The 24,364-nt window shown below is 73.7% G+C and carries 22 protein-coding genes and 1 pseudogene; 12 read left to right on the plus strand and 11 right to left on the minus strand.

Annotated features, from left to right (window positions below):
• Positions 1–46: 46 nt before the first annotated feature.
• Together ACGF5T_RS32795 and ACGF5T_RS32800 are read left to right on the plus strand one after the other, a co-directional pair.
• Entirely contained in the window at positions 47–187 is a 141-nt protein-coding gene (locus ACGF5T_RS32795) for an SCO1431 family membrane protein (protein WP_356605592.1), read from the plus strand.
• A gap of 82 nt (positions 188–269) precedes the next feature.
• The gene (locus ACGF5T_RS32800) at positions 270–929 is read left to right on the plus strand and encodes a TetR/AcrR family transcriptional regulator (protein ID WP_366768057.1); all 660 of its coding nucleotides are present in this window, start codon (positions 270–272) and stop codon (positions 927–929) included.
• Positions 930–994: 65 nt separating this feature from the next.
• Here the strand turns inward: ACGF5T_RS32800 and ACGF5T_RS32805 are convergent, their stop codons facing one another.
• Positions 995–2,275: a glycoside hydrolase family 18 protein gene (locus ACGF5T_RS32805; protein ID WP_366768058.1), complete on the minus strand. Its 1,281-nt coding sequence runs from the start codon at positions 2,273–2,275 to the stop codon at positions 995–997.
• A 358-nt stretch (positions 2,276–2,633) separates the two neighbouring features.
• On the opposite strand from ACGF5T_RS32805, the gene ACGF5T_RS32810 reads away from it, so the two are divergent.
• Entirely contained in the window at positions 2,634–3,818 is a 1,185-nt protein-coding gene (locus ACGF5T_RS32810) for an acyl-CoA dehydrogenase family protein (RefSeq protein ID WP_356605587.1), read from the plus strand.
• Here the strand turns inward: ACGF5T_RS32810 and ACGF5T_RS32815 are convergent.
• Together ACGF5T_RS32815 and ACGF5T_RS32820 are read right to left on the minus strand one after the other, a co-directional pair.
• Positions 3,769–3,990: a hypothetical protein gene (locus ACGF5T_RS32815; RefSeq protein ID WP_356605585.1), complete on the minus strand. Its 222-nt coding sequence runs from the start codon at positions 3,988–3,990 to the stop codon at positions 3,769–3,771. The genes ACGF5T_RS32810 and ACGF5T_RS32815 overlap by 50 nt on opposite strands.
• 353 nt (positions 3,991–4,343) lie before the next feature.
• Positions 4,344–4,781, minus strand: a complete 438-nt coding sequence (locus tag ACGF5T_RS32820; RefSeq protein WP_356605583.1) for a hypothetical protein — start codon at positions 4,779–4,781, stop codon at positions 4,344–4,346.
• A gap of 268 nt (positions 4,782–5,049) precedes the next feature.
• Here ACGF5T_RS32820 and ACGF5T_RS32825 point away from each other — a divergent pair, with 268 nt between their 5' ends.
• The 4 genes from ACGF5T_RS32825 (at position 5,050) to fxsA (ending at position 9,319) form a co-directional block, all read left to right on the plus strand.
• The gene (locus ACGF5T_RS32825; RefSeq protein ID WP_332886433.1) at positions 5,050–5,490 is read left to right on the plus strand and encodes an Lrp/AsnC family transcriptional regulator; all 441 of its coding nucleotides are present in this window, start codon (positions 5,050–5,052) and stop codon (positions 5,488–5,490) included.
• Between the two features lie 137 nt (positions 5,491–5,627).
• Positions 5,628–7,232 carry an amidohydrolase gene (locus tag ACGF5T_RS32830; protein WP_366768059.1) on the plus strand — a complete coding sequence of 535 codons (1,605 nt, stop codon included), beginning with the start codon at positions 5,628–5,630 and terminating at the stop codon, positions 7,230–7,232.
• 527 nt (positions 7,233–7,759) lie between these two features.
• Positions 7,760–8,701 carry a polyprenol monophosphomannose synthase gene (locus ACGF5T_RS32835; protein ID WP_366768060.1) on the plus strand — a complete coding sequence of 314 codons (942 nt, stop codon included), beginning with the start codon at positions 7,760–7,762 and terminating at the stop codon, positions 8,699–8,701.
• A gap of 45 nt (positions 8,702–8,746) precedes the next feature.
• Positions 8,747–9,319 carry an FxsA family membrane protein gene (gene fxsA, locus ACGF5T_RS32840; protein WP_356605577.1) on the plus strand — a complete coding sequence of 191 codons (573 nt, stop codon included), beginning with the start codon at positions 8,747–8,749 and terminating at the stop codon, positions 9,317–9,319.
• Between the two features lie 145 nt (positions 9,320–9,464).
• On the opposite strand, the gene ACGF5T_RS32845 is transcribed toward fxsA, so the two are convergent.
• From ACGF5T_RS32845 to ACGF5T_RS32860, 4 genes are all read right to left on the minus strand, one after another.
• A complete protein-coding gene (locus ACGF5T_RS32845; protein WP_366768061.1) occupies positions 9,465–9,839 on the minus strand; it encodes an RNA polymerase-binding protein RbpA in 375 nt (124 codons plus the stop codon).
• A gap of 277 nt (positions 9,840–10,116) precedes the next feature.
• On the minus strand, positions 10,117–11,463 hold the full coding sequence (locus ACGF5T_RS32850; protein WP_366768062.1) for an MFS transporter: 1,347 nt from the start codon (positions 11,461–11,463) through the stop codon (positions 10,117–10,119).
• A 73-nt stretch (positions 11,464–11,536) separates the two neighbouring features.
• On the minus strand, positions 11,537–12,313 hold the full coding sequence (locus tag ACGF5T_RS32855; RefSeq protein WP_356605574.1) for a glycerophosphodiester phosphodiesterase: 777 nt from the start codon (positions 12,311–12,313) through the stop codon (positions 11,537–11,539).
• Positions 12,310–12,972 carry a hypothetical protein gene (locus ACGF5T_RS32860; RefSeq protein WP_356605572.1) on the minus strand — a complete coding sequence of 221 codons (663 nt, stop codon included), beginning with the start codon at positions 12,970–12,972 and terminating at the stop codon, positions 12,310–12,312. The genes ACGF5T_RS32855 and ACGF5T_RS32860 overlap by 4 nt, the downstream gene beginning before the upstream one ends.
• Positions 12,973–13,073: 101 nt before the next feature.
• Here ACGF5T_RS32860 and ACGF5T_RS32865 point away from each other — a divergent pair, with 101 nt between their 5' ends.
• A complete protein-coding gene (locus ACGF5T_RS32865) occupies positions 13,074–14,576 on the plus strand; it encodes a PLP-dependent aminotransferase family protein (RefSeq protein ID WP_356605570.1) in 1,503 nt (500 codons plus the stop codon).
• A gap of 641 nt (positions 14,577–15,217) precedes the next feature.
• On the opposite strand, the pseudogene ACGF5T_RS32870 reads toward ACGF5T_RS32865, so the two are convergent.
• Together ACGF5T_RS32870 and ACGF5T_RS32875 are read right to left on the minus strand one after the other, a co-directional pair.
• Positions 15,218–16,768 (minus strand): annotated as a pseudogene (locus tag ACGF5T_RS32870) (hypothetical protein); the annotation flags it as partial.
• A gap of 52 nt (positions 16,769–16,820) precedes the next feature.
• Positions 16,821–17,015 carry a hypothetical protein gene (locus tag ACGF5T_RS32875; RefSeq protein WP_003977410.1) on the minus strand — a complete coding sequence of 65 codons (195 nt, stop codon included), beginning with the start codon at positions 17,013–17,015 and terminating at the stop codon, positions 16,821–16,823.
• Between the two features lie 320 nt (positions 17,016–17,335).
• Between ACGF5T_RS32875 and ACGF5T_RS32880 the strand changes: the two genes are divergently transcribed.
• The 4 genes from ACGF5T_RS32880 to ACGF5T_RS32895 all read left to right on the plus strand — a co-directional run bounded on the left by ACGF5T_RS32880 (position 17,336) and on the right by ACGF5T_RS32895 (position 22,036).
• Positions 17,336–17,728 carry an ankyrin repeat domain-containing protein gene (locus ACGF5T_RS32880; RefSeq protein ID WP_356605568.1) on the plus strand — a complete coding sequence of 131 codons (393 nt, stop codon included), beginning with the start codon at positions 17,336–17,338 and terminating at the stop codon, positions 17,726–17,728.
• A gap of 334 nt (positions 17,729–18,062) precedes the next feature.
• Positions 18,063–19,481: a HEAT repeat domain-containing protein gene (locus ACGF5T_RS32885; RefSeq protein WP_356605566.1), complete on the plus strand. Its 1,419-nt coding sequence runs from the start codon at positions 18,063–18,065 to the stop codon at positions 19,479–19,481.
• Positions 19,482–19,715: 234 nt separating this feature from the next.
• Positions 19,716–20,843 (plus strand): glycosyltransferase family 1 protein, encoded by a 1,128-nt coding sequence (locus ACGF5T_RS32890; protein WP_366768063.1) that lies wholly within the window; start codon positions 19,716–19,718, stop codon positions 20,841–20,843.
• Positions 20,840–22,036, plus strand: coding sequence for a glycosyltransferase (locus ACGF5T_RS32895; RefSeq protein WP_366768064.1), 1,197 nt, complete (start codon positions 20,840–20,842; stop codon positions 22,034–22,036). Before ACGF5T_RS32890 ends, ACGF5T_RS32895 begins: the two co-directional genes overlap by 4 nt.
• Positions 22,037–22,125: 89 nt before the next feature.
• Here ACGF5T_RS32895 and ACGF5T_RS32900 read toward each other — a convergent pair whose 3' ends face one another.
• Entirely contained in the window at positions 22,126–22,923 is a 798-nt protein-coding gene (locus ACGF5T_RS32900) for a putative hydro-lyase (protein WP_361012484.1), read from the minus strand.
• Between the two features lie 107 nt (positions 22,924–23,030).
• Entirely contained in the window at positions 23,031–24,353 is a 1,323-nt protein-coding gene (locus ACGF5T_RS32905) for an MFS transporter (RefSeq protein WP_366768065.1), read from the minus strand.
• Between the last annotated feature and the right edge of the window lie 11 nt (positions 24,354–24,364).

Below are 24,364 nucleotides of genomic sequence, written 5' to 3' on the forward strand. Positions count from 1 at the left end.
CGGGAGGCGGGGGGAGTCCACCGAACTCCGAGATCAGCGAGTAGCCATGACCGCACACACCGCCACAGCCGCCCGTGTCCGTACCGGCGGCCCCAAGGACGACGGCCCGAAGGTCCTCGAACACGTCATGGGCTGGACCCTCGTCGTGGTGGTCGCGATGCTCGTGGTCCAGCTGGGCCTGCTGTGACGTGACCCGGGTGTGACCTGGCCCACGATTCGACCTGCCATACTGCGGAAGTCCCGCTGCCCGTAGGAAACCAGGGTCGAAATTGAACATCAGTCAACAGCGTGCCGACGCCCGCCCCCGGGCGCGCGGCACCGAGCGTTCGCTGGCACGCCGGGCCGAACTCATCGCCATCGGGCGCAGGTTGTTCGCCGACACGTCCTACGACGCGCTCTCGATGGACGACATCGCCCGCCAGGCGCATGTCGCCAAGGGGCTGATCTACTACTACTTCCAGTCCAAGCGGGGCTACTACCTGGCGATCATCCAGGACTCCGTGGCCGAGCTGGTCACGACCGCGGCGGGCGGTACCGAACTGCCGCAGGTGGACCGCGTCCACCGCACCATCGACGGCTATCTGCGCTACGCCGAGCACCACCAGGCCGCCTACCGCACCATCGTCAGCGGCGGAGTCGGCTTCGACGCCGAGGTGCACGCCGTCCGGGACGGGGTGCGCGAGGTGATCGTCGCCACCATCGCCGAAGGGGCGTACGGCCGCTCCGACGTCGGACCGCTGGCCCGCATGGGCCTGCTCTCCTGGGTGTGCGGCGTCGAGGGCGCCACCCTGGACTGGATCGGCCGCCCCGGCCTGCCCCGCGAAACCATGCGTGACCTGCTGGTGAAGTCGCTCGGCGGCACCCTGCGCGCCATCGAGGAGCTGGACCCCGCCTGCCCGGCCCCGGCCGCCGCCCGCCGGGACGCCTGACGCGCACAGCGGAGGGGCGGAGACCCGAGCCGGCCCCCGCCCCTCCGCCCCCCCCGTGGGTCAGGTCAGCCGATCGCCCTGATCAGCTCGCCGTTCGCGGTGTCACCGCTCAGCTCCCAGAAGAAGGTGCCGCCCAGCCCCTGCTGGTCCTTGTACGCCATCTTGGTCGCGATGGTCTGCGGCGTGTCGTAACTCCACCAGTCGTTCCCGCACTTGGCGTACGCCGTACCGGCCACCGTGCCGGTCGCCGGGCAGCTGGTCCTCAGCACCTTGTAGTCCTCGATGCCGTTCTCGTACGTCCCCTTGGCGGGGCCGATGGCGGTGCCGCCCGGTGCCGCCTGGCTGACGCCGGTCCAGCCGCGGCCGTAGAACCCGATCCCGAGCAGCAGCTTCGAGGGCGGGATGCCGAGGCCCTTGAGCTTGTCGATGGTCGCCGACGAGTGGTAACCGGGCTTCGGGATACCGGAGTACGAGGTCAGCGGCGAGTGCGGAGCGGTCGGGCCGGCGGCGTCCCAGGCGCCGAAGAAGTCGTACGTCATCGGGTTGTACCAGTCGACGTACCGGGCCGCTCCCGCGTAGTCGGCCGCGTCGATCTTGCCCCCGGACGTCGCGTCGGCCGTGATCGCCGCGGTGAGCAGGTTGCCGGAGCCGAACTCGGCGCGCAGGGCGCTCATCAGCTTCGGGAACGCGTCCCGGCCGCTGGTGTCGCAGCTCAGCCCGCAGGAGTTGGGGTACTCCCAGTCGATGTCGATCCCGTCGAAGACCTCGGCCCACCGGGGATCCTCGACCAGGTCGTGGCAGGACCGGGCGAACGCGGCGGGGTCCTTCGCGGCCTCCGCGAAGCCGCCGGACCACGTCCACCCGCCGAAGGACCACAGGACCTTGAGACCGGGGTGCTTCTTCTTCAGCTTGAGCAGCTGGTTGAAGTTGCCCCGCGGCTGGTCCCAGGTGTCGGCGACGCCGTCGACGGAATCGGCCGCCGTGTACGCCCGGTCGGTCGCCGCGTAGGCGTCGCCCATGGCGCACTTGCCGCCGGTCACGTTGCCGAACGCGTAGTTGATGTGGGTCAGTTCGGCACCGGAGCCGGACGTCTCGATGTTCTTGACGTGGTACTTGCGGTCGTAGGTGCCCCATTCGGTGAAGTAGCCGACGACCTTGGAACCGGCGGCGGCCCGCGGCGCGGGTGCCGCGGGGGCGGCCGCGGCGGTGGTCGTGGCCGCGCCGGCCAGCAGGCCCGCGCCGAGCGCCGCGGAGCACAGGGCGGCGAGGAGGGCCCGGACGGGGGCCCTCCGGCGTGAGCGGGGCCGGGCGTGGGGGAGGACGCGGGGGAGGTGCGGGACGTGCATCGGGTGTCTCCTCGTGGGGGGAAGAGGGAAACGCGCGCCGATTGGCATGAACGCGGTAATGCGTTCGGTCCGTCACCGTAGGAGGACTAGACCAGTGGGGTCAATGGTTCGGACCATCTTCGGGGCGGAGCGCCGGGATCGAGGGCCGGCGGACCGGCCGGGGCATTTCCTGAAGTAAGCGGTCGTTAACTGGTGACTCCATGCCTCCGATCGGGCATACTCACAGCGCACAGCCGCTGGTCAGCCGCTTCCGCGACCCGGGAGTGCGAGCATCGGCCTGGCCCGAACGACCCGGCGGAACCGCCTCCACCCAAGGCGCACGTCCGCCGTCGCGCCCGACAGGGAGGAGAGCGTCGCCATGCCCGACCGCGCCCCGCAGCCGGTGGACCGGCAACTGCCCACGGACGAGGCACGGGATCTGATCTCGCTCGTCCGCGACATCGCGCAGCGTGAGATCGCCCCGAACGCGGCCGAGGAGGAGGACGCCGGACGCTTCCCGCGCCAGGTCTTCGCCCTGCTCTCCGACTCCGGCCTGCTCGGCCTGCCCTACGACGCCGAGTACGGCGGCGGCGAGCAGCCCTACGAGGTCTACCTCCAGGTCCTCGAGGAGCTGGCCGCGGCCCGGCTCACGGTGGGCCTCGGCGTCAGCGTGCACACCCTCGCCTCCTACGCGCTCGCCGCCTACGGCACCAAGGAACAGCAGGTCGAGCACCTCCCCGCGATGCTCGGCGGCGGCCTGCTCGGTGCCTACTGCCTCTCCGAGCCCGCCTCCGGGTCCGACGCCGCCTCGCTGCGCACCAAGGCCGTGCGCGAGGGCGGCGACTGGGTGATCACCGGCACCAAGGCGTGGATCACGCACGGCGGCGTCGCCGACTTCTACACCGTCATGGCGCGCACGGGCGAGGAGGGACCGCGGGGCATCACCGCCTTCCTGGTCCCCGCCGACGCCGAGGGGCTGAGCGCCGCGGTGCCGGAGAAGAAGATGGGGCTCAAGGGCTCGCCCACCGCACAGGTCCACCTGGACGGCGTGCGGGTGTCCGACACCCGACGCCTCGGCGACGAGGGGCAGGGCTTCGCGATCGCCCTGTCCGCGCTCGACTCGGGGCGGCTGGGCATCGCCGCCTGCGCGATCGGTGTGGCCCAGGCGGCGCTGGACGAGGCGGTGTCCTACGCGGCGGAGCGCCGGCAGTTCGGCAAGCCGATCGCCGACTTCCAGGGGCTGCGCTTCATGCTCGCCGACATGGCCACCCAGATCGAGGCCGGCCGCGCGCTGTACCTGACGGCGGCACGGCTGCGGGACGCCGGACTGCCCTTCGCCAAGCAGGCCGCCATGGCCAAGCTGCACTGCACCGACACGGCGATGCGGGTCACCACCGACGCCGTGCAGGTCCTCGGGGGGTACGGCTACACCGCCGACTTCCCCGCCGAGCGCTACATGCGCGAGGCGAAGGTGCTGCAGATCGTCGAGGGCACCAACCAGATCCAGCGCATGGTCATCGCCCGTCACCTCGCGGGTCCCGAGGGACGCTCCAGTCACCGGTGACGCTCCAGTCACCGGTGACGGCGAAGTCGCCGGCCACGCCGAACCCGCCGGTGACGCGGAGGTCGCCGGTGGTGAAGAAGTCCCCGAGTCCGCGCGGCGGCGCCGCCAGTCGCACCCACTCCGGGTCGTCGCGTCCCGGCAGGGTGCGGCCGCGGTCGGCCCAGGTCCGCATCAGCTCACGGTAGATCGGCGGGTCCGGGGGCTGCGGGGCCGGCGGAACCGGTCCCGCGGGCACCGGGACGAACGCGCGGCGCCGAGGCCCGGTCGCCGAGTACGTGGGGGTCATACCCGGGCAACGCGGCGGCGTGCGGACAGGTCACCGGCGCCCGGAATCGAGAGTGAGTTCGCGGCTGTCCGCCGCCGAGTCGGCGGCGTCGCACGGTGCCTGACGCACCGTCGCTCCCGGCGGCCTCCCGCGGACAGCGCTCCGCCCGCTCCACGGCCGTGCGCGGGCCGTGGAGCGGGTGGGTGCACGCATGGGGGCGACCACCCCGGACGGCGCCCGCCCGGGTGGCACACCTGGGCTCAGGCCGCCTCGCGCCGCATCGTCGGCACGCGCATCGGGCGCGAGCCCGGACCGCCGACGTGGGAGAAGGGCTGGGTCCGCCAGTCGAGGCCCTGGGGGAGCGTCAACAGCAGGGCGGTGTCCTGCTCGTGGGGCTGGAACGACTCGTCCGCCGGACGGGCGTCGGTGGCCCTGCGGCCGGTGCCCGCACACGCCGTGAGACCGAACGGGTTCCACGGGGAGGCGCACAGCGCGTGCTGCGGCAGCACCTCCTCGTCCGCCAGCAGCGCGATGGGCTGCGCGCAGTCCGGGCAGATCACCCGGTACATCTCGAACGTGTCGTAGGTGTCGAGCTCCTCCTCGTCGAGGGCGTCGGGTTCGACGCCCTCCGGAAGGGGCTCGACGACCGGCTGCTGCCGCTTGGACGTGGTACGTCCAGGGCGCTTAAGACTCTGCATGGGATTCTCCCCCTCGGGCTGGGCCGTGACGGCACTGCGGCCTCGACCACAGCAAGCACTTCCCGTCCCCCCTACGGGGTAATCACGAGAACATCACGGAGAACGGCCCGGAGGTGTGGTCTTCGTCACATGCCCCGCGCAACCGCCCCCGGTGGCCGGTTCGTACCCCGCCGGTCCGTCGGCCGACCGCCCGTCACATCACGAACAGGGCATGACCTGGACCGCTCAGGTATCCGAGGAGATCAAGCGCACTGTAGGTTCTTGCGCCATGGAGGAGCTGGACCGACAGATCGTGCAGCTGCTCGTCAGGGACGGGCGGATGAGCTACACGGACCTGGGCAAGGCCACGGGCCTGTCCACGTCCGCCGTGCACCAGCGGGTGCGACGGCTGGAGCAGCGTGGCGTCATCCGCGGGTACGCCGCGGTCGTCGACCCGGAGGCCGTCGGGCTGCCGATGACCGCCTTCATCTCCGTGAAACCGTTCGACCCCAGCGCCCCCGACGACATCGCGGACCGGCTGGCCGGGGTTCCCGAGATCGAGGCCTGCCACAGCGTGGCGGGCGACGAGAACTACATCCTCAAGGTGCGCGTGGCCACCCCGCACGAGCTGGAGGAGCTGCTCGCCCGGGTCCGCTCTCTCGCGGGCGTGTCGACCCGGACCACCGTGGTGCTGTCCACGCCCTACGAGGCCCGGCCGCCCCGCGTCTGACCGTCGCCGCGGGCCACGGTGCCGGCCCGGCAGGGGGCGGCCGGGCCGGCAGCCGGTCACCGGTCGGGAGCGGGGCGCCCCCGTGCAGCGCCGACCTGCGTGCCGGTCGGTCCGCACGAGGGGCGAGACTGGTGTCCATGAGCGAGCCCACCACCCCGTCCACGACCGTCCTGCTGCGCCGCGGCGAGGTCCACAGTCCCGCCGACCCCTTCGCGACGGCGATGGTCGTCGAACGCGGCCAGGTCGCCTGGGTCGGCTCCGAGGGCGCCGCCGACGCCTTCGCGGACGGCGTGGACGAGGTGATCGACCTGGACGGCGCCCTGGTCACCCCGGCGTTCACCGACGCACACGTGCACACCACGAGCACCGGCTTCGCCCTCACCGGCCTCGACCTCTCCGGCGCTCCCACCCGGGAGGCCGCCCTCGCCCTGGTGCGGGACTTCGCGGCGGCCCGGCCGGGCGACCGCGTCCTCCTCGGGCACGGCTGGGACGCCTCCCGCTGGCCCGACGGGCTGCCCCCGACGCGCGCGGAGCTGGACGAGGCCACCGGCGGCCGCCCCCTCTACCTCAGTCGAATCGACGTCCACTCGGCCGTCGTCACCACCGCCCTGCTCGACCTGACCCCGGGGGCCGGCGACCGCGCGGACGGTCCGCTCACCGCCGACGCGCACCACGCCGTACGCGCGGCCGCCCTCGGAGCCGTGTCCCCCGCCCAGCGCGCCGAGGCCCAGCGCGCCGCCCTCGCACACGCCGCCTCCCTCGGTATCGGCACCGTTCACGAATGCGCAGGACCGGAGATTTCCTCCGAGGACGACCTCACCGGCCTGCTGCGGCTGTCGGCCACCGAGGCCGGACCCCGGGTCATCGGCTACTGGGCCGAACGGGATGTCGACAAGGCGAGGGAACTGGGCGCGGTCGGCGCCGCCGGCGACCTCTTCGTCGACGGCGCCCTCGGCTCCCACACCGCCTGCCTGCACCAGCCGTACGCCGACGCCGGTCACTCCGGCATCGCCTACCTGGACTCCGCCGACGTCGCCGCGCACGTCGTCGCCTGCACCGAGGCCGGTCTCCAGGCGGGCTTCCACGCCATCGGGGACGCCGCCGTGACCGCCGTCGTGGAGGGGGTGCGCGCCGCCGCCGACAAGCTCGGCCTCGCGCGCGTCCGCGCCGCCCGCCACCGCGTCGAGCACGCCGAGATGCTCACCCCCGAGACCGTCGCGGCCTTCGCCGAACTGGGCCTGACCGCCTCCGTCCAGCCCGCCTTCGACGCCCTGTGGGGCGGCGAGGACGGCATGTACGCCCGCCGCCTGGGCGCCGAACGGGCCCGCACCCTCAACCCCTACGCCGCCCTGCTGCGCGCCGGTGTCCCGCTCGCCTTCGGCTCCGACAGCCCCGTCACGCCCCTCGACCCGTGGGGCACCGTCCGGGCCGCCGCCTTCCACCGCACGGCGGAACACCGCGTCTCCGTGCGGGCGGCGTTCACCGCGCACACGCGCGGCGGCTGGCGGGCGATCGGCCGCGACGACGCGGGCGTCCTGGTGCCGGGCGCCCCCGCCGACTACGCGGTCTGGCGTACCGGCGCCCTGGTGGTCCAGGCCCCCGACGACCGGGTCGCACGCTGGTCGACCGACCCGCGTTCCGGCACCCCCGGCCTGCCCGACCTCACCCCGGGCCGGGAACTGCCCGTCTGCCTGCGCACCGTCGTGGGGGGCCGGACCGTCTTCGTACGGCCGGGCGAGTGATCTCCACGGCCGACGGGGCGATGATCTTCCGCCGCGTACGACCTGCGGCTCCGCCCCGCTGACCTGGGCATTGGTGCGGAAGCCGCAGGTCGAACGACTGTTGACAGGCGACGGCGGGGGGCCGGTAGGTTCGGCCGAGTCCACCACCGGACGTCCGACCGGGGAATCCTCCGCGCACGCGTCGCGGCGCCGCTGGGTCAGGGACGGTGTGCCGCACCGGGGCACCGTCGCTGGGAGCCAGGCTCAGCGCTCTCGCCGCGACGAGGGAACGTTCCCGCCGGTCGGGAGGTGTGACCCGGGTGGGGCCCGGGCGCTCAGTAGACAACGGCTCTCGGTCGATCCGCAGCCAGCGGGTCCCAGGTCGGCCCGAAGGGCGCCGGGCCCCCATCCGCAGCGACAACGGTACGCAAGCGTGCATCCCTACCCCGGTCCACGGGAAACGACACCGCCGTACGCACGTCCTGTCACGTCGGCGCAGGCCGCGGCCATTAAGGTGGTGCTCTGCGTACGGACATGAAGGGGCAGCGGTGAACGACGGCGACGGGACGCCCGCGGCAGCGGGGCGGGGGAGGCGGTTCGATCCCCTGGGTACGGCCTTGGTGATCATCCCGACCTACAACGAGGCGGAGAACATCAAGGCGATCGTCACGCGCGTGCGCGAGGCGGTCCCCGAGGCGCACGTCCTCGTGGCCGACGACAACAGCCCGGACGGCACGGGCAAGCTCGCCGACGAGCTGGCCGCCGGGGACGACCATGTCCAGGTCCTGCACCGCAGGGGCAAGGAAGGCCTGGGCGCCGCCTACCTCGCGGGCTTCCGCTGGGGCCTGGAGCACGGCTACGGCGTGCTGATCGAGATGGACGCCGACGGCTCCCACCAGCCGGAGGAACTGCCCCGCCTGCTCACCGCCCTCAAGGGGGCCGACCTGGTGCTCGGTTCCCGCTGGGTGCCCGGGGGCCGGGTGGTGAACTGGCCCAAGTCCCGCGAGTTCATCTCCCGGGGCGGCAGCATGTACTCGCGTCTCGCGCTCGACCTGCCGCTGCGCGACATCACCGGCGGCTACCGCGCCTTCCGCCGCGAGACCCTGGAGGGCCTCGGCCTGGACGAGGTCTCCTCGCAGGGCTACTGCTTCCAGGTCGACCTCGCCCGCCGGGCGATCAAGGCCGGCTACCACGTCGTCGAGGTGCCGATCACCTTCGTCGAGCGCGAGCACGGCGACTCCAAGATGAGCCGCGACATCCTCGTGGAGGCCCTCTGGCGGGTCACCACGTGGGGTGTGGGGGAGAGGGTCGGCAAGGTCCTGGGGCGCGACAAGCAGCCCGACAGGGCAGCGGGTGAGCCGACCGCCGGCGCTTCCCGCGAGAGGGCCGACGAACCGGCGGAGCCGGCGTCGGGGCCGTCCGGGGAGGCCGCCCAGGGGCACGCCGGGAAAAGCGACAAGTCGACCCCGGCGCCCGACGAGAGCGCCTGACGCCCCCTTACGCCGCGCTGAGCCGGGGGCAGGCACACTGGGGGTATGACGACTGGCGCTCAGACCCCCAGGTCCCCCGCCCGGCCCCCACGCTCCCGCCTGCGCACGTTCCTGCCGTTGGGTGTCGCCGCCTGGCTCGTGCTGGAGGTCTGGCTGCTGACCGTGGTCGCGGGCGCCTCCAGTGGCTTCGTGGTCTTCCTGCTGCTGGTCGCGGGCATCGTCCTCGGCTCCGTGGTCATCAAGGCGGCGGGCCGCCGAGCCTTCCGGAACCTGACCCGGACGGTGCAGCAACAGCAGTCCGGCATGCCCCCCGAGGCCCGGCCGAACAGCGAGGGCAACGGCCTGATGATGCTGGGCGGACTGCTCCTGATCCTCCCCGGCCTGATCTCGGACGCGCTGGGGCTGCTCATGCTGCTGCCCCCGGTCCAGAAGGGGGTGAGCCGGTACGCGGAGCGGACGGTGGAGCGCAAGCTCCGTGAGGCCCGTCCCGGCACCCTGGGCGACGCCTTCCGCCAGGCCCGCATGCACCAGCCGGACGGCAGGGTCGTCCAGGGCGAGGTCGTGCGCGACGACCCGGACGACGCCCCGCAGGGCCCCCGCCCGCCGCTGGCGCGCTGAGCGGAAGCGTGCCGTCCGGGGAGCGGTCCCCGGACGGCACGCGGCAGCCGGCACACGGCAGCCGGCACACGGCAGCAAAAACCGCGGGTGCCGTACGTGAAGTTCACGTACGGCACCCGCGGTGTTCGTTGCCTACGGTTTCCCGCTACGCACTCTTGCGGCTGTCACGCGGATGCACCGCGATGTTCATCGCGCCGGAGCGCAGAACGGCCAGCCGCTCCTCGAGGACCTCTTCGAGTTCCTCGCGGGTGCGGCGCTCCATCAGCATGTCCCAGTGCGTACGCGCGGGCTTGGCCCTCTTTTCCTCAGGGCCGTCGCCGTCCACGAGGAGTGCCTGGGCCCCGCAGACCTTGCACTCCCACTCCGGCGGGATCTCCGCCTCCACCGAGAAGGGCATCTCGAACCGATGCCCCTTCTCGCATGCGTACTCCACGGCCTGGCGCGGGGCCAGGTCGATGCCGCGGTCCGTCTCGTAGCTGGTCACCACGAGGCGCGTGCCGCGAAGAGCTCGCTCACTCATGAATCGTGCCTCCCGGGCTTGTCGCCCACAGGACAGGTGTCGCTGTCGTCGTCATCCGGTCAACGTCCGGGCGGCGGTAAAGATTCCCGTCCCGACTCCCGTTCCGGGCGTCTGCGTCGCCGTCGCAGCCGCAGCCTTGCTCCAGTGCAGTACCCGCCGACGCCCGGTTTGTCACCTCTGCTCATAGATGTGACATAGCGTTTCGGCGCCATTGACGCGCAGTAACGGTACGCCTGGCAGGCCAAACGCGTACACTACAGCGCTTTCGTGCCGAGTGCTAAATCCTCGCCGGTACGGGATTGCCCGCGTCGTCGATCGCCCGCCGCACCGGGACCCGCGCGAGCAGCGCGAAACCGATGACGAAGAACGCCACCAGGGAGATGATCGCGTCCCGGTAGCTCCCGGTCAGCTGGTAGGTGAGACCGAACAGCAGGGGCCCCAGCCAGCTCATCCCGCGGTCGCTCAACTCGTACGCCGAGAAGTACTCGGCCTCCTTGCCGGGCGGCACCAGGTGGGAGAAGAGGGAGCGGGACAGCGCCTGGCTGCCGCCGAGGACGAGTCCGATCCCGGCGGCCAGCACGAAGAACCACACCGGTTCCCCGGCCGGCAGGAAGTACCCGGCCGCGAGGGTCACCGTCCAGGCCACCAGCGACCCGAGGATCGTGCGCTTCGCCCCGTACGCGCGGGCCAGCCTGCCGAGCGCCAGCGCGCCCGCCACCGCCAGGAGCTGCACCAGCAGCACGGCCACGATGAGCGTGGACTGCCCGAGGCCGAGTTCCTCGGAGCCGTAGACCGAGGCCTGGGAGATCACCGTCTGGATGCCGTCGTTGTAGACGAGGTACGCCAGCAGGAAGGCCAGGGTCAGCGGGCGGCGGCGCATGTCGCGGACGGTCGCCGCGAGCTGCCGGAAGCCCGGCAGCGCCGCCGCGCGCGCGGGCACGCGGCGGTCGCGCAGCCGTCGCAACGGGATCAGCGCGAAGGCGCCCCACCAGAGTCCGGCCGACGCCAGGCAGACGCGGACCGCCGCGCTCTCGCTGAGCCCGAAGGAGTCGTGGGCGGTGTAGAGGATCAGGTTCGCGACCAGGACCAGCGCCCCGGCCGCGTAGCCGAAGGCCCAGCCCCGCGAGGAGACCGCGTCGCGTTCCTCGGGCCGGGCGATCTGGGGGAGGTAGGAGTTGTAGAGCATCATCGCCACGGACTGCGCGGCGTTGGCGACGACCAGGAGCAGTCCGCCCAGCAGGTAGCGGTCGCCGTCGAGGAAGAACATGGCGGTCGTCGCCCCCGCGCCGGTGTACGCGGCGGCGGCCAGCAGCGGCTTCTTGCGCCCCGAGCGGTCGGCCGCGGCACCCACCAGGGGCATCACGAGCACCGCGACGATCACCGACAGCGAGACCGAGTACGCGAAGAAGGACCCGGCACGCACCGGAATGCCGAGCGGGTGGACGTAGCCGTCCGCGCCCGCCGCCGACTCGGCGACCGACGTCAGATAGGGGCCCAGGAACACGGTGAGCACGCTGGTGGAGTAGACCGAGCACGCCCAGTCGTAGACGTACCAGCCGCGCTGCTCGCGCCGTCGGCCGTCCGCGTCGTCGGCCGCGTCCGTCCTCAGGGTGTCGGTACCCACCCGTGCCCTCGCCTCCCCGGGAGCACGCGACGCCCCGGGGTCCGGTCGCGGGTCCAGGCGGTCCCCGACGGTCTCAGACCCAGACGCCGCGGTCCTCCATGACCTCGCGCAGTGTGTCGATGTGATCGGTCATGATGCCATCCACTCCCAGGTCCAGGAGCCGGTGCATCCGGTCGGGATCGTTCACCGTCCACACGTGCACCTGGAGCCCGCGGGCGTGGGCGGCGCGCACGAAGCGGTGGTCGACCACCTGGATGCCCGACTGGGCCTCGGGCACCTGCGCCGCCACCGCCGAACGGCGCAGAGCGGCCGGCACGCCCCACGAGCGCAGCCGCAGGTTGAGGACGCCCCGGGTGCCGTACGAGGTCGCCAGGCGCGGGCCGGCCAGGCGCTGGGCGCGGACCACGCGTGCCTCGGAGAAGGAGCCGACGCAGATCCGGTCCCAGCCGCCCGTCCGTTCGATCAGCTCCAGCAACGGCAGCAGCGCCGACTCCGCCTTGACGTCGATGTTCCAGCGCACCTCCGGGAAGGTCTCCAGCAGCTCCTCGAAGAGCGGCACCGGTTCCTCGCCCGCCACGCGCGCCCGGCGCACCCTCTCCCACGGGAGGTCGGCGATCCGCCCGGCCCCGTCCGTCACCCGGTCCAGGGTCGCGTCGTGGAAGGCGACGAGTTTCCCGTCGCGGGTCGCGTGTACGTCGGTCTCGATGTACCGGTAGCCCGCCTCGACCGCGCGCCGGAACTGCCGGAGGGTGTTCTCCAGGCCGTCCGCCGCCCCACCGCGGTGGGCGAAGGCGATCGGACCGGGGTGGTCCAGATAGGGGTGGCGGGGGTGGCGTATCGGGGTGGTCACCGACGCAGTATCGCGCGGCGGGGCCGAGCGGCGGCAACCACCGTGCTGCCGCCCGATGCCGGCGGGACGGCGAACAGGCGCAGGAACACCTGGGCGAGCGGGCCGATCGTCACGGCGTACAGCAGGGTGCCGACACCGACCGTGCCGCCGAGGGCGAAGCCCGTCGCCACCACGGTGATCTCGACGGCGGTCCGCACCAGACGCACCGAGAGGCCCGTCCGCCGGTTCAGCCCGGTCATCAGGCCGTCCCGCGGGCCCGGACCGAATTGAGCGGCGATGTACAGGCCGGTCGCCGCGCCGTTCAGGACGATCCCCGCCACCATCATGGTGATCCGCGCCGTCCAGCCGTGGGCGTCGGGCACGACGGCCAGCGTCGCGTCCATCGCGGCGCCGATCACCAGCACGTTGGAGACCGTGCCGAGTCCCGGGCGCTGGCGCAGCGGGATCCACAGCAGCAGCACGGCCGCGCCGACCACGGTCAGCACCAGGCCCATCGACAGGCCCGTGTGCTCGGCGAGGCCCTGGTGCAGCACGTTCCACGGCTCCAGACCGAGCCCGGACGCGACCAGCAGCGCCGAACTCGCGCCGTACAGGACGAGGCCGCCGTAGAGCTGTGTCAGTCGCCGCGTGAGATGCCGCGGTCCGGATCGCCTGGACATGACATGCCCCCTGGGTGGTGGTAGTGGCCTGCTGCATGACACCCTGTGGCTTGATAAGCAGAGCCAACCAGGGCCAATTCGGAGAAGGTGGACTGATTTCCATGGCGCAGTGGACTTCTGCCGTGGGGGCGGGACAGCTCGCGCGGCTGCTCGGCTCCCAGCAGGACCGCCCGGCCGGGCCCGGCACCCGCCGCCCGCCGGCCTACCGCGCGCTCGCCGACGGCATCCGGCTGCTCGTCCTGGAAGGACGTGTCCCCGTCGCCGCCCGGCTGCCCGCCGAACGCGAGCTGGCCCTCGCCCTGACCGTCAGCCGCACCACTGTCGCCGCCGCCTACGAGGCCCTGCGCGCCGAGGGCTTCCTGGAGTCCCGGCGCGGCGCGGGGAGCTGGACCGCGGTCCCGGCCGGCAACCCCCTGCCCGCGCGCGGCCTGGAGCCCCTGCCCCCGGAGGCCCTCGGGTCGATGATCGACCTCGGCTGCGCGGCGCTGCCCGCGCCCGAACCCTGGCTCACCCGGGCGGTGCAGGGCGCGCTGGAGGAACTCCCCCCTTACGCGCACACCCACGGCGACTATCCGGCCGGACTGCCCGCGCTGCGCTCGATGATCGCCGAGCGCTACAGCGCGCGCGGCATCCCGACCATGCCCGAGCAGATCATGGTGACCACGGGGGCCATGGGCGCGATCGACGCCATCTGCCACCTGTTCGGGGGACGTGGCGAGCGCATCGCCGTGGAGTCGCCGTCGTACGCCAACATCCTCCAGCTGATGCGTGAGGCCGGGGCCCGGCTCGTCCCCGTCGCGATGGCCGAGGGGCTCACCGGCTGGGACGTGGACCGCTGGCGCCAGGTGCTGCGCGACGCCGCGCCGCGCATCGCGTACGTGGTCGCCGACTTCCACAACCCCACCGGCGCACTCGCCGACGATGACCAGCGGCGGCGGCTGGTGGACGCCGCCCGCTCGGCGGGGACGGTGCTCGTGGCCGACGAGACGATGAGCGAGCTGTGGCTGGACGACGACGTCGAGATGCCGCGCCCGGTGTGCGCCTTCGACCCGGCCGGTTCCACGGTCGTCACCGTCGGCTCCGCCAGCAAGGCGTTCTGGGCGGGCATGCGCATCGGCTGGGTCCGCGCCGCGCCCGACGTGATCCGCAGCCTGGTCGCCGCGCGCGCGTACGCGGATCTGGGCACGCCGGTACTGGAACAGCTGGCGGTGAACTGGCTGTTCAGCACCGGGGGCTGGGAGCAGGCGGTGGCGGTGCGCCGCGCACAGGCCCGGCAGAACCGGGACGAGCTGGTGGGCGCGGTGCGTCGGGAGCTGCCCGACTGGGAGTTCGAGGTGCCGCGCGGTGGGCTCACGCTGTGGGTGCGGACCGGAGGGCTCTCGGGCTCCCGGCTCGCCGAGGCGGGGGAGCGGGTGGGGGTGCGGGTCCCCTCCGGGCCGCGGTTCGGGGTCGACGGGGCCTTCGAGGGCTATGTCCGGCTGCCGTTCACCGTGGGCGGCGCGGTGGCCGAGGAGGCCGCGGCGCGGCTCGCCGCGGCGGCCCGGCTGGTGGAGAACGGTGGCGTCGGCGGCGGGGGCGAGGGGCCGCGGACGTTCGTGGCGTAGCGGGGACGCGCCGACCCCGGCGACGGGATCCGGGCGCCCCCTCCGTCGGCGGCCCGGATCCCGGCGGCCGGGAGCGCGGTGTGACGCGTGGGTCAGGAGGTCTCCGCCGCGCCCGCCTCGGCCGGGACCTTCTCCGTGCGGACCGGGCCGATGGCCACCGCCGTCTCCGAGGAGGGCTGCGCGACGGTCGCCGCTTCCAGCGCGACCGGCGCCGGCGGGGCGTCCGCCAGGGGCTTCCCGGGCTCGCCCGGCTCGCCGGGCTCCTCCGTCCCGGACCGGGACTCCGCCGGGGTGTCCGTCTCCCTCGTGGCGGGGGTGCTGGTCCTGTCGGCGGCGACGGTCTTGTCGGTGACCCCGGTCCTGACGGTGAGGACGGCCTTGTCGAGGGCGATGACCTTGTCGGGGGAGGGGGTCTTGTCGGGGGCGATGACCTTGTCGGGGGAGGGGGTCTTGTCGGGGGCGACGGCCATGTCGGGCGAGGGGGCCTTGTCGGTGGCGACCGTCTCCCCGGCCGGGCCGTGCTTCCCGGTGGTGCCGCCCTGCTCGGTGGTGCCGCCCTTCCCGGTGGTGTCGGCTCGTTCGGTGGTGTCGCCTCTTCCGGTGGTGGCGGTCTCCGCCTGGGCCGGAGTCCCGGACCCGCCCTCCGCCTCCGCCGGCACCGGAGCCCGCTCGCCGTCCGCGGGCGTCGTGCGGGGCGGGAGCAGGTCGAGGACGGCCTGCCGCTGAGCCTCGCTGGTGGCGTCGTCGTAGGGGTCCGGGGTGGCCGGGACCTGGAGGCGGTGCACCGGGCCGGTGCCCAGGCGGGCGTAGCCGCGACCGGGCGGAACCTGTTCGACGGGGGTGGTGTGCGGCGGCGCGCCCAGCACGGCCGCGAGCTCGTCCGCGGTGGCCGGGCCGAGGACGACCCGCGCGCGGGTGTGCTGCCGCACGGCGTCGCCCAGGCCGGCCAGGGCGTCCAGCTGATCCGCGACGACCACCGTCACGTTCGCGGCGCGGCCGTGGCGCAGCGGGACCTGGAGCAGGGTCTGCGGGTCCCTGCGGCCGTCCGTGGAGGCCAGGTGCGCGAACGCGCTCGGCCGGTCGAGGAAGATCCACAGGGGCCGCCGGGTGTCGTCGGGCGCCGGCCGGCCCTCCTGACGAGCCCGGTTGACGGCGATCAGCCGCCGTTCCGTCTCGGCCGCCGCCCATTCGAGGCTGGTCAGTGCCCCGGTGAGGCCGCACTCGACGGCGAGCACGCCGTCCCGGCCGACCAGGCAGGCGTACTCGCCGGTGCCGCCGCCGTCGACGATGAGCAGGTCGCCGTGGTGCACCGCCTGCAGCGCGACCGAGCGGAGCAGGGTGGAGGTGCCTGTTCCGGGCTGGCCCAGCACGAGCAGGTGGGGTTCGGTCGAGCGGATGCCGGTGCGCCAGACCACCGGCGGTACGTCCCGTCGCTCCTCGCCGTGGGTGAGCGGGAGCGTGCGCTGGACCCGGGTCGGGTCGGTGAAGCCGAGGACGGTCTCGCCGGGCGCCGTCACGAACCGCTGGGCGGCGATGTCGGTGGGCAGCGCGGTGAGCACGTCGACCGAGAGGTGGTTGGCCTCCTCGTTCCACGCGAAGTGGTATTCGCGCCCTCGGCCGGACTTCGCCGCGAGCAGGTGCTCGATGCGCGCCCGGGACTCGGCCTCCCCGTCGGTGAAGAACGCGGGGTAGCGGATCACCAGGTGGGCGAAGCGGCCGTTGTCGTCGAACTCGTACGCCGGGAAGGCCTTCTCCCACTCGCCGCCGTGGGCGTAGAGGGGGTCGGGGTCCTCGGCGAGCGAGAAGTAGGGGACCAGGGCCTCGTAGAGGGACTGGAGGCGCTTGGTCTGGGCGTCGTCGGGGCCCTCGGGCTCCGCCGGGGCGCGGTCACGGCCCTGCCAGGCAGCCGCCGCCATCAGGCTGATGGCGGCCAGCAGCGGACCGTACGGCACGAGTGCCACGACCAGGACCACCGAGGCCACCAGGAACAGCAGCGCGCCGCGCCGGTCCTTGGGGGTCTCGGTCCATCTGCGCCGCGCGGCCGCGGCCAGGCGGCGCAGACCTCGGGCGATCGTGATCAGTGGCTGGAGGACGTCGGTGGCGCTGTCGGCCGCCGTCCGGGCCAGCTCCCGGCTTCGGGCGAGCTGTGCGCCGCCGTTGCTCAGAATGCGGGGGAGGGGCCGCCGGGCCACTGCTGCCTCCTGGAGGTACGTACGTGCGGATGTCGGGCGGTGGTGCGGGCCGTCAGAACTTGATTCCGCCGAGGAGGCCCGCCAGGCTCTCGCCGCCCGCCTTGATGCTCGGGGCGATGGCGGTGCTCGCGAGATAGAACCCGAAGAGGACCGCGACGAGCGCGTGGGAGGCCTTGAGGCCGTCCTTGCGGAAGAAGATGAAGACGACGATGCCGAGCAGGACCACGCCTGAGATCGAGAGGATCATGTGAGTTCTCCTGGTTCGCGGGGACAGTCACCATGAGTACTTCCAGGATCACAGCATGTATCCATACGATTAAAGGTGCAAATGGGGGAAATTCGGCGAATTTGCCCCGGGTGGCGTAGTGCTTCTCTCGGCCGGTTGAGCAGGGCGGTTGCGCCCTGCCGGGTCCGTGCTGATCTTTACCTCGGGCACGTCGGCTGAGGTGCGGCACGAGCCGCTACCCTGGCGATTCACTCGTACGGCCGCGCCGCTCGCGGCCGTACGCACACCCAGTCCCCAACGTTCACGTCGTGAAGCGTTCGTAGTGAGAGGTGGTCCGGCCGATGAGCGAAGCCCCCGACCCCGAGGTCGTGGAGCTGGCGACCAAGATCTTCGATCTGGCCCGGCAGGGGCGGACCGAGGAGCTGGTGGCGTACGTCGACGCCGGTGTGCCGGCCAACCTCACCAACGACCGCGGCGACTCCCTCGTCATGCTCGCCGCCTATCACGGCCACGCCGACGCGGTGCGCGCCCTGCTGGCGCGCGGCGCCGAGGCCGACCGCATCAACGACCGCGGGCAGACGCCTCTCGCCGGCGCCGCCTTCAAGGGCGAGACGGACGTCACCCGGGCGCTTCTGGAGGCCGGCGCCGACCCGGCCGCGGGCACCCCGTCGGCCGTGGACACGGCGCGGATGTTCGCCCGCACGGAGCTGCTGGAGCTGTTCGGCGTCCACTGACCGGGCGTCGGGCCGATCCCGCTCCGGATCGGCTGCACCCATTCTGACCAGGTAAAACACGAACAACGGGGGAGGCGGTACCGGGCCGCCGAAATTTCGGTCGCGGCAGATGTGACCGCCGGGTCATCATGACGACGTGGTTCACGGACGCGATGGCTGGGCAGGTGTTGCCGCACCGCGCGGGCCGTGACACGGCCCGCACGGGCCATCGACGAGAGGCAGAGGAACATGGTCTTCAGCAAGCAAGAGACGGTGGGCGCTTCGACGTGTCGGCGTACGGCCAGGTAACGCGTGGTTCCCGATTGCGTCGACGCTTGATGTGAGGCTGTTTCCCATGTTCGATCCGGTCATAGCGCCCAGCGGTACGCTGCTCGGCCTGCTTCAGCGGGGTCGCGGCGACGGCACGCTGCACGCGCTCACCGCCCCGCGGGCCGAGGCGCTCGCGGCACTGAACCACTGTGTGCTCCACGACCCCCGCCACGACTGGCAGGTCGAGAACCGCTCCCTCTACTACGCCCGGCTCTACCTCGACCTCAACGGCGAGCTGGACGCGATCGAGGCCCACCTCTTCGACCCCGAGGACGTCCTCGACTCCGACGAGTCGCGCACCGGGCTGGCCCTCGCCGTCCTCGGCCACCTCGCGTCCTACGGCAGGCTCGACGCGCTCCAGCTGCTGCGCAGGTACGCCGCCCACGGCGTCAACTGGGCGTGGGCCCTGGACGAGCTGGCGCTGCGCGACGACGACGCCGGACTGCGCGCCCTCGCCGCGCCCGTCCTGGCGCGCTTCCCGCGCGATCCCGAGGGTGACGCCGAGCTGGCCGTCGCCGTCCGCGACGCCTTCGAGCCCCGCCCCTGGCGTCTTTGGGCCGACGATGCGCGCGAGTCGATCGCCGCGCGGGTGCGGGCCGCCCAGGAGACGGGGTGCTTCGACCGCTGGCAGCGGCAGATGAGCCCCGCCGGACCACGTCCGGGCTGGAGCGTGCGCGCCGTGTTCGAGTGGGCCGACCAGGGCGTCGAGCGGGGCGCCGCGCTCCATGTGCCGGCCGCCCGGTGCCTCACGGCCGTCGCCGGCCCCGAGGACCGGCCCGAGATCGTCGAGGCCGCGCGTTCCGGCGACGAGGGGGCCCGCTGCACCGCCCTGCGCTATCTCGCCGACGGCAACGACCCGGACGCCCTCGACCTGATCGAGGGCGCCGTGACCACCGGCCCGGCCCCGGTCGTGGAGGCCGCCGTCGCCGCCTTCGAGCGGATGCGCAGTCTTTCCGCCGTCGCCGCCGCACGCCGCTGGGTGCACCGGCCGGACGTGCTGGGCGCCGCCGCCGGTCGCGTACTCGCCTGCCGGGGCGGAGCGCAGGACCGCGACCTCGTCCTCGCCGCCCTGCGGGAGGCGGTGCGGGGCGAGGGCCCCGACGCCCAGACCCTGTGGACCCTCGTCGACGGCACCGGACGGCTCGGCATCGCCTGCGCCGCACCCGTACTGCGCCACGTCTACCGGGAGACCGCCTCCTCACACCTGCGTGGCCGGGCCGCCCGAGCGCTGGCCGCCACCGACCCGTCCTTCGCCGCGGGGTTCGCCATCGAGTGCCTGTGGGACTGCGAGGAGACCACCCGCGAACTGGCCGCCCGCCACGCCGAGACCGGCGACAACCGGGTCGTCGAGCGGCTGCGCAGGCTGGCCGCCGATCCGGCCGAGGAGGACGAGGTCCAGACGGCCGTACGCAGCCGCTTCGGCCCCGACGCGTCCGCCGTGTGAAGGACGGCCCCGGTGACCCGCCGGGCGGGGTGGTGCGAGCGGCGGCCCCCACCTGGCGCCGCCCTCGTCCGCGGGGCGGTGGCGCCCGTGGGTGAACGGCGGGTGGCCCGCGGCTTCGACGGGCATGGCCGATGTCCGGCCCGCTCGGGTGGGCAGGGCAACGCTCATGGGACGTTCCCCGCCCGGAAAGATCGACGTTGACGCGAGCACGTCCGGTCCGGCGACAACACCGGTATGCGTGTCGTCATCGTGACCGAATCCTTTCCCCCCGATGTGAACGGCGTGGCCCACTGCGCGCTCCAGACCGCCCGGCACCTCGTCGACCGCGGTCACGACTGCGTCGTCGTCGCTCCGGCCACCGCCCCCGGCAACGCCGCGGACGCCTCCGCCCCGTGCCCCCTCGTCCGCGTCCCCTCCCTCCCGCTCCCCGGCTACCCCCAGGTCCGCGTCGCCCTCCCCAGCCGCCGCGTGGCCGCCGCGATCGCCGAGCACCGCGCCGACCTGGTCCACCTGGCCGGCCCCTTCGTCCTCGGCGTCCGGGGCATGGCCGCCGCCGCCCGGCTCGGCGTCCCCGCCGTGGCCGTCTACCAGACCGACCTCGCCGGATACGCCCGTACGTACATGGGCGCGGGGGAGGCGGCGGCCTGGCGGCGCCTGCGCTCCGTGCACTCCGCCGCAGACCTCACCCTCGCCCCCTCCGGCGCGGCCCTGCGCGACCTGAGGGCGCACGGCGTGCCCAGGGTCGCGCTGTGGCCCCGCGGGGTGGACACCGTCCGCTTCCGGCCCGGCCGGCGCGACGAGGCACTGCGCCGCGAACTCGCCCCGAACGGCGAACTGATCGTCGGCTACGTCGGGCGGCTCGCCCCCGAGAAGCAGGTGGAGCTGCTGTCCGGCGTCTGCGGCCTGGACGGCGTACGCGTCGTGGTCGTCGGGGACGGGCCCAGCCGGCCGGGCCTGGAGCAGGCGCTGCCGGGCGCGGTCTTCCTCGGCCGCCGTACCGGCGACGACCTCGCCCGGATCTTCGCCTCGCTGGACGTCTTCGCGCACACCGGCCCCTTCGAGACCTTCTGCCAGACCGTGCAGGAGGCCATGGCCAGCGGCGTGCCCGTGGTCGCGCCGGCCGCGGGCGGCCCGCTGGACCTCGTCGTTCCCGGGCGGACCGGCCTGCTGGTGCCGCCGCGCGACGCCGCCGCCCTACGGGACGCGGTGTGGGCCCTGTCCGCCGACCCCGTGCTGCGGGCCGCGTACGGGGCCGCCGGGCGGACCGCCGTCGAGGGGCGCACCTGGGCGGCCGTCGGCGACCGGCTGATCGGGCACTACACGGACGTGCTCGCCTCCCGGAAGGCGGTGCTGGCGGCATGAGCGCCCTGCGGATCGTCCGCCTCGCCAACTTCGTCGCCCCCGCGTCCGGAGGGCTGCGCACCGCGCTGCGCGAGCTGGGCAAGGGCTTCCGGGCGGCCGGGCACGACCCCGTCCTGATCATCCCCGGTGAGCACGCCGACGACCGGGAGACCGAGCAGGGCCGGGTGATCACCCTCCCCGGACCGCTGCTGCCGGGTACCGGCGGCTACCGCGTCCTGACCGACAGGAGGCGGGTGGCCGCACTCCTGGAGGAGCTGGCCCCCGACCGCCTGGAGGTGTCCGACCGCACCACCCTGCGCTGGACCGGCAAGTGGGCCCGGCGGGCCCGGGTCCCCGCCGTGATGGTGTCCCACGAGACCGCCGACGGCGTGCTGCGCACCTGGGGCCTGCCCGAGCGCACCGCCCGCCGCACGGCGGACGCCCTCAACACCCGCACGGCGCACACCTACGCGCGCGTGGTGTGCACCACGGAGTTCGCCGAGCGGGAGTTCGTCCGCATCGGGGCCCGCAACGTCGTACGGGCTCCCCTGGGCGTCGATCTGGCCGGGCGTCACCCGGCGCTGCGCGATCCGGGTCTGCGCGCCCGGCACGCGCGCGTGGACGAGACCCTGCTGGTCATGTGCTCCCGGCTGTCCGTGGAGAAGCGGCCCGGCACGGCGCTCGACGCGCTGGCCGCGCTGCGCCGGCGCGGGGCGCGGGCGGTGCTGGTGGTCGCCGGGGACGGACCGCTGCGGCCGCGTCTCGCACAGCGGGCGCGGGAGAGGGGGCTGCCCGTGACCTTCCTCGGACACGTCGCCGACCGTGCGGTGCTCGGCGCGCTCCAGGCGTCCGCCGACGTGTGCCTGGCGCCCGGGCCGGCCGAGACCTTCGGACTGGCCGCACTGGAGGCGATGGCGTGCGGCACCCCCGTGGTGGCCAGCGCGTCGTCCGCGCTGCCGGAGGTGATCGGCTCGGCCGGCACCGTCGCCGCCGACCGCGGGGAGGCCTTCGCGGACGCCGTGGAACTGCTCCTCGGGCGCCGGGAGGCGGACCGGCGCAGGGCCGCACGCGCGCGTGCCGAGTGCTTCGGCTGGGACGCGGCGGTCGAGGCGTTCCTGACCGCGCACGAGGCGACGGCGGCGACGGCCCCCGCGTCTCCCGTACCGCCGAGGGCCGTACCGCCGAGGCCCCTGCCGCCGGGGCCCGTGCCGTGAGACACGGCCTCCCTCCCCGTTCCCGCCGGCTTCGCGGGTCTGCTGCGGGGGCTGAGGCTCCGGGCGGGGGCCTCGGCGCGACGCGGGGGTCACAGCACGCGGTACTGCTCGTCCCGGGCGTCGGTCAGGAACATCTGCCCCGGCGCGTGAGTGATCGCGAAGGGCGGCCGAGAGGCCATGACGGCTGCCTGCGGGGTCACCCCGCAGGCCCAGAAGACCGGGATGTCGTCCGGCTCGGCATCCACCGGGTCGCCGAAGTCCGGCCGGGCCAGATCGCGGATGCCGAGCGCCGACGGGTCCCCGCAGTGCACCGGACCGCCGTGCACGGCGGGGAGCAGGCTGGTCTCGCGGATCGCGGCGGACAGGTGCTCGGGAGGGACGGGGCGCATGGAGACGACCAGCGGCCCGTGCAGCCGCCCGGCCGGACGGCACTGCCCGCTGGTGACGTACATCGGGACGTTGCGGCCCTGTTCGACATGGCGGACGGGGACGCCGGCCGAGACCAGCGCCCACTCGAAGGTGAAGCTGCACCCGATCAGGAACGACACCAGGTCGTCCCGCCACTGGGCACGGACGTCCGTCGGCTCGTCCACCAGCTCACCGTCCCGCCACACCCGGTAGCGCGGCAGGTCGGTGCGCAGATCGGCGCCGTCGGCCAGCGCGGTGGTCCAGGACCCGGCGTCCGTGACGTCGAGCACCGGGCACGGCTTCGGGTTGCGGGTGCAGAAGAGCAGCATGTCGTACGCCCAGTCGGCGGGCACCGCGATCAGGTTGGCCTGGGTGTGCCCGGCCGCCACGCCGGCGGTGGGCCCGGACAGCCCGTCACGGAGGCGGGAGCGGGCCGCTTTCGGGCTCCACGCGTGCGCGTGCTCGTCGAGGAGGGCGATGGGGCGCTGCGCGGACGCCTCGTCCGACGGGCATCGGTTCGCGGCGGGTCGGTTCTCCGGGGGGCGGTGCTCGCCCGGCCGGCCTTCGGCCGTGTCGTACGCGTGCTTCACGTCAGTTCCCTTCCGCGCGTCTCGGGCAGCCCCAGCAGCGCCAGTGCCGCGATGCCGTAACCGATGGCGCCGAAGACCAGTGCGCCGCCCACGCCCCAGCTGTCGGCCAGGAAGCCGACCGTGGTCGGGAAGACGGCTCCCACGGCGCGTCCGGTGTTGTACGTGAAGCCCTGCCCGGCGCCCCGGACGGCCGTCGGGTACAGCTCGCTCAGGTACGAACCGAAGCCGCTGAAGATCGCCGACATGCAGAAGCCGAGCGGGAAACCGAGCACCAGGAGCAGGGTGTCGGCGCCGCCGGGGATGTTCGCGTACGCCAGGATGCAGACCGCCGACAGCAGCGCGAAGAGCCAGATGTTGCGCTTGCGGCCGAGGAGATCGGTGAGGTAGCCGCCGGTGAGGTAGCCGATGAAGGCCCCCGAGATGAGGAACGTCAGGTAGCCGCCCGTACCCACGACGGACAGGCCGCGCTCGCCCTTCAGGTACGTCGGCACCCAGGTGGCGAGCGTGTAGTAGCCCCCCTGCACACCGGTGGAGAGCAGGCTCGCGAAGACCGTGACACGCAGCAGCCCCGGCGTGCCGGCCGCACCCGGCGAGAAGATCGCCGCGAACGAGCCCTTCCCGGCGCCCTTCTCGCGGACCTCGACGGCCCGGGGCGCGTCGTGGACGCTGCGCCGCACCCAGACCACGAGCAGCGCGGGCAGCGCACCCGTCCAGAACATGACACGCCAGGCCAGGTCGTCGCCGACCAGCGAGAACACCAGCGTGTAGACGACCACGGCGAGGCCCCAGCCGACCGCCCAGGAGCTCTGGATCGCGCCCAGCGTGCGCCCCCGGTGCTTGGCGCTCGCGTACTCGGCGACCAGGATCGCGCCGACCGCCCACTCGCCGCCGAAGCCGAGCCCCTGAAGCGCACGGAAGACCAGCAGCGTCTCGTAGTTGGGCGCGAATCCGCAGGCCACCGTGAACACGGCGTAGGTGATGACGGTGAGCAGCAGCGCCTTGACCCTGCCGATACGGTCCGCCAGCACGCCCGCGAGGGCGCCGCCGACCGCGGAGACGACCAGGGTGACCGTGGTGAGCAACCCGGTCTGCCCGCTGTCCAGGCCGAAGTACGCGGCCAGCGCGACCATGGTCAGCGGCAGGGTGAAGTAGTCGTACGAATCGAGGGCGTAGCCGCCGAAAGCGCCGCCGAAGGCCCGGCGGCCGCGCGGACCGAGGGCGCGCAGCCAGCCGAACGGGCCGTCGTCCGAGGGCTGTTCGGCCGTGCCGGGAGGACGGGCGGTAGCGGACGGTGCGCGCGGCGGAGGGGGTGTGCTCATGGTGCACCTCG

The organism is Streptomyces sp. NPDC047853, assembly GCF_043204535.1.
Classification (GTDB): domain Bacteria; phylum Actinomycetota; class Actinomycetes; order Streptomycetales; family Streptomycetaceae; genus Streptomyces.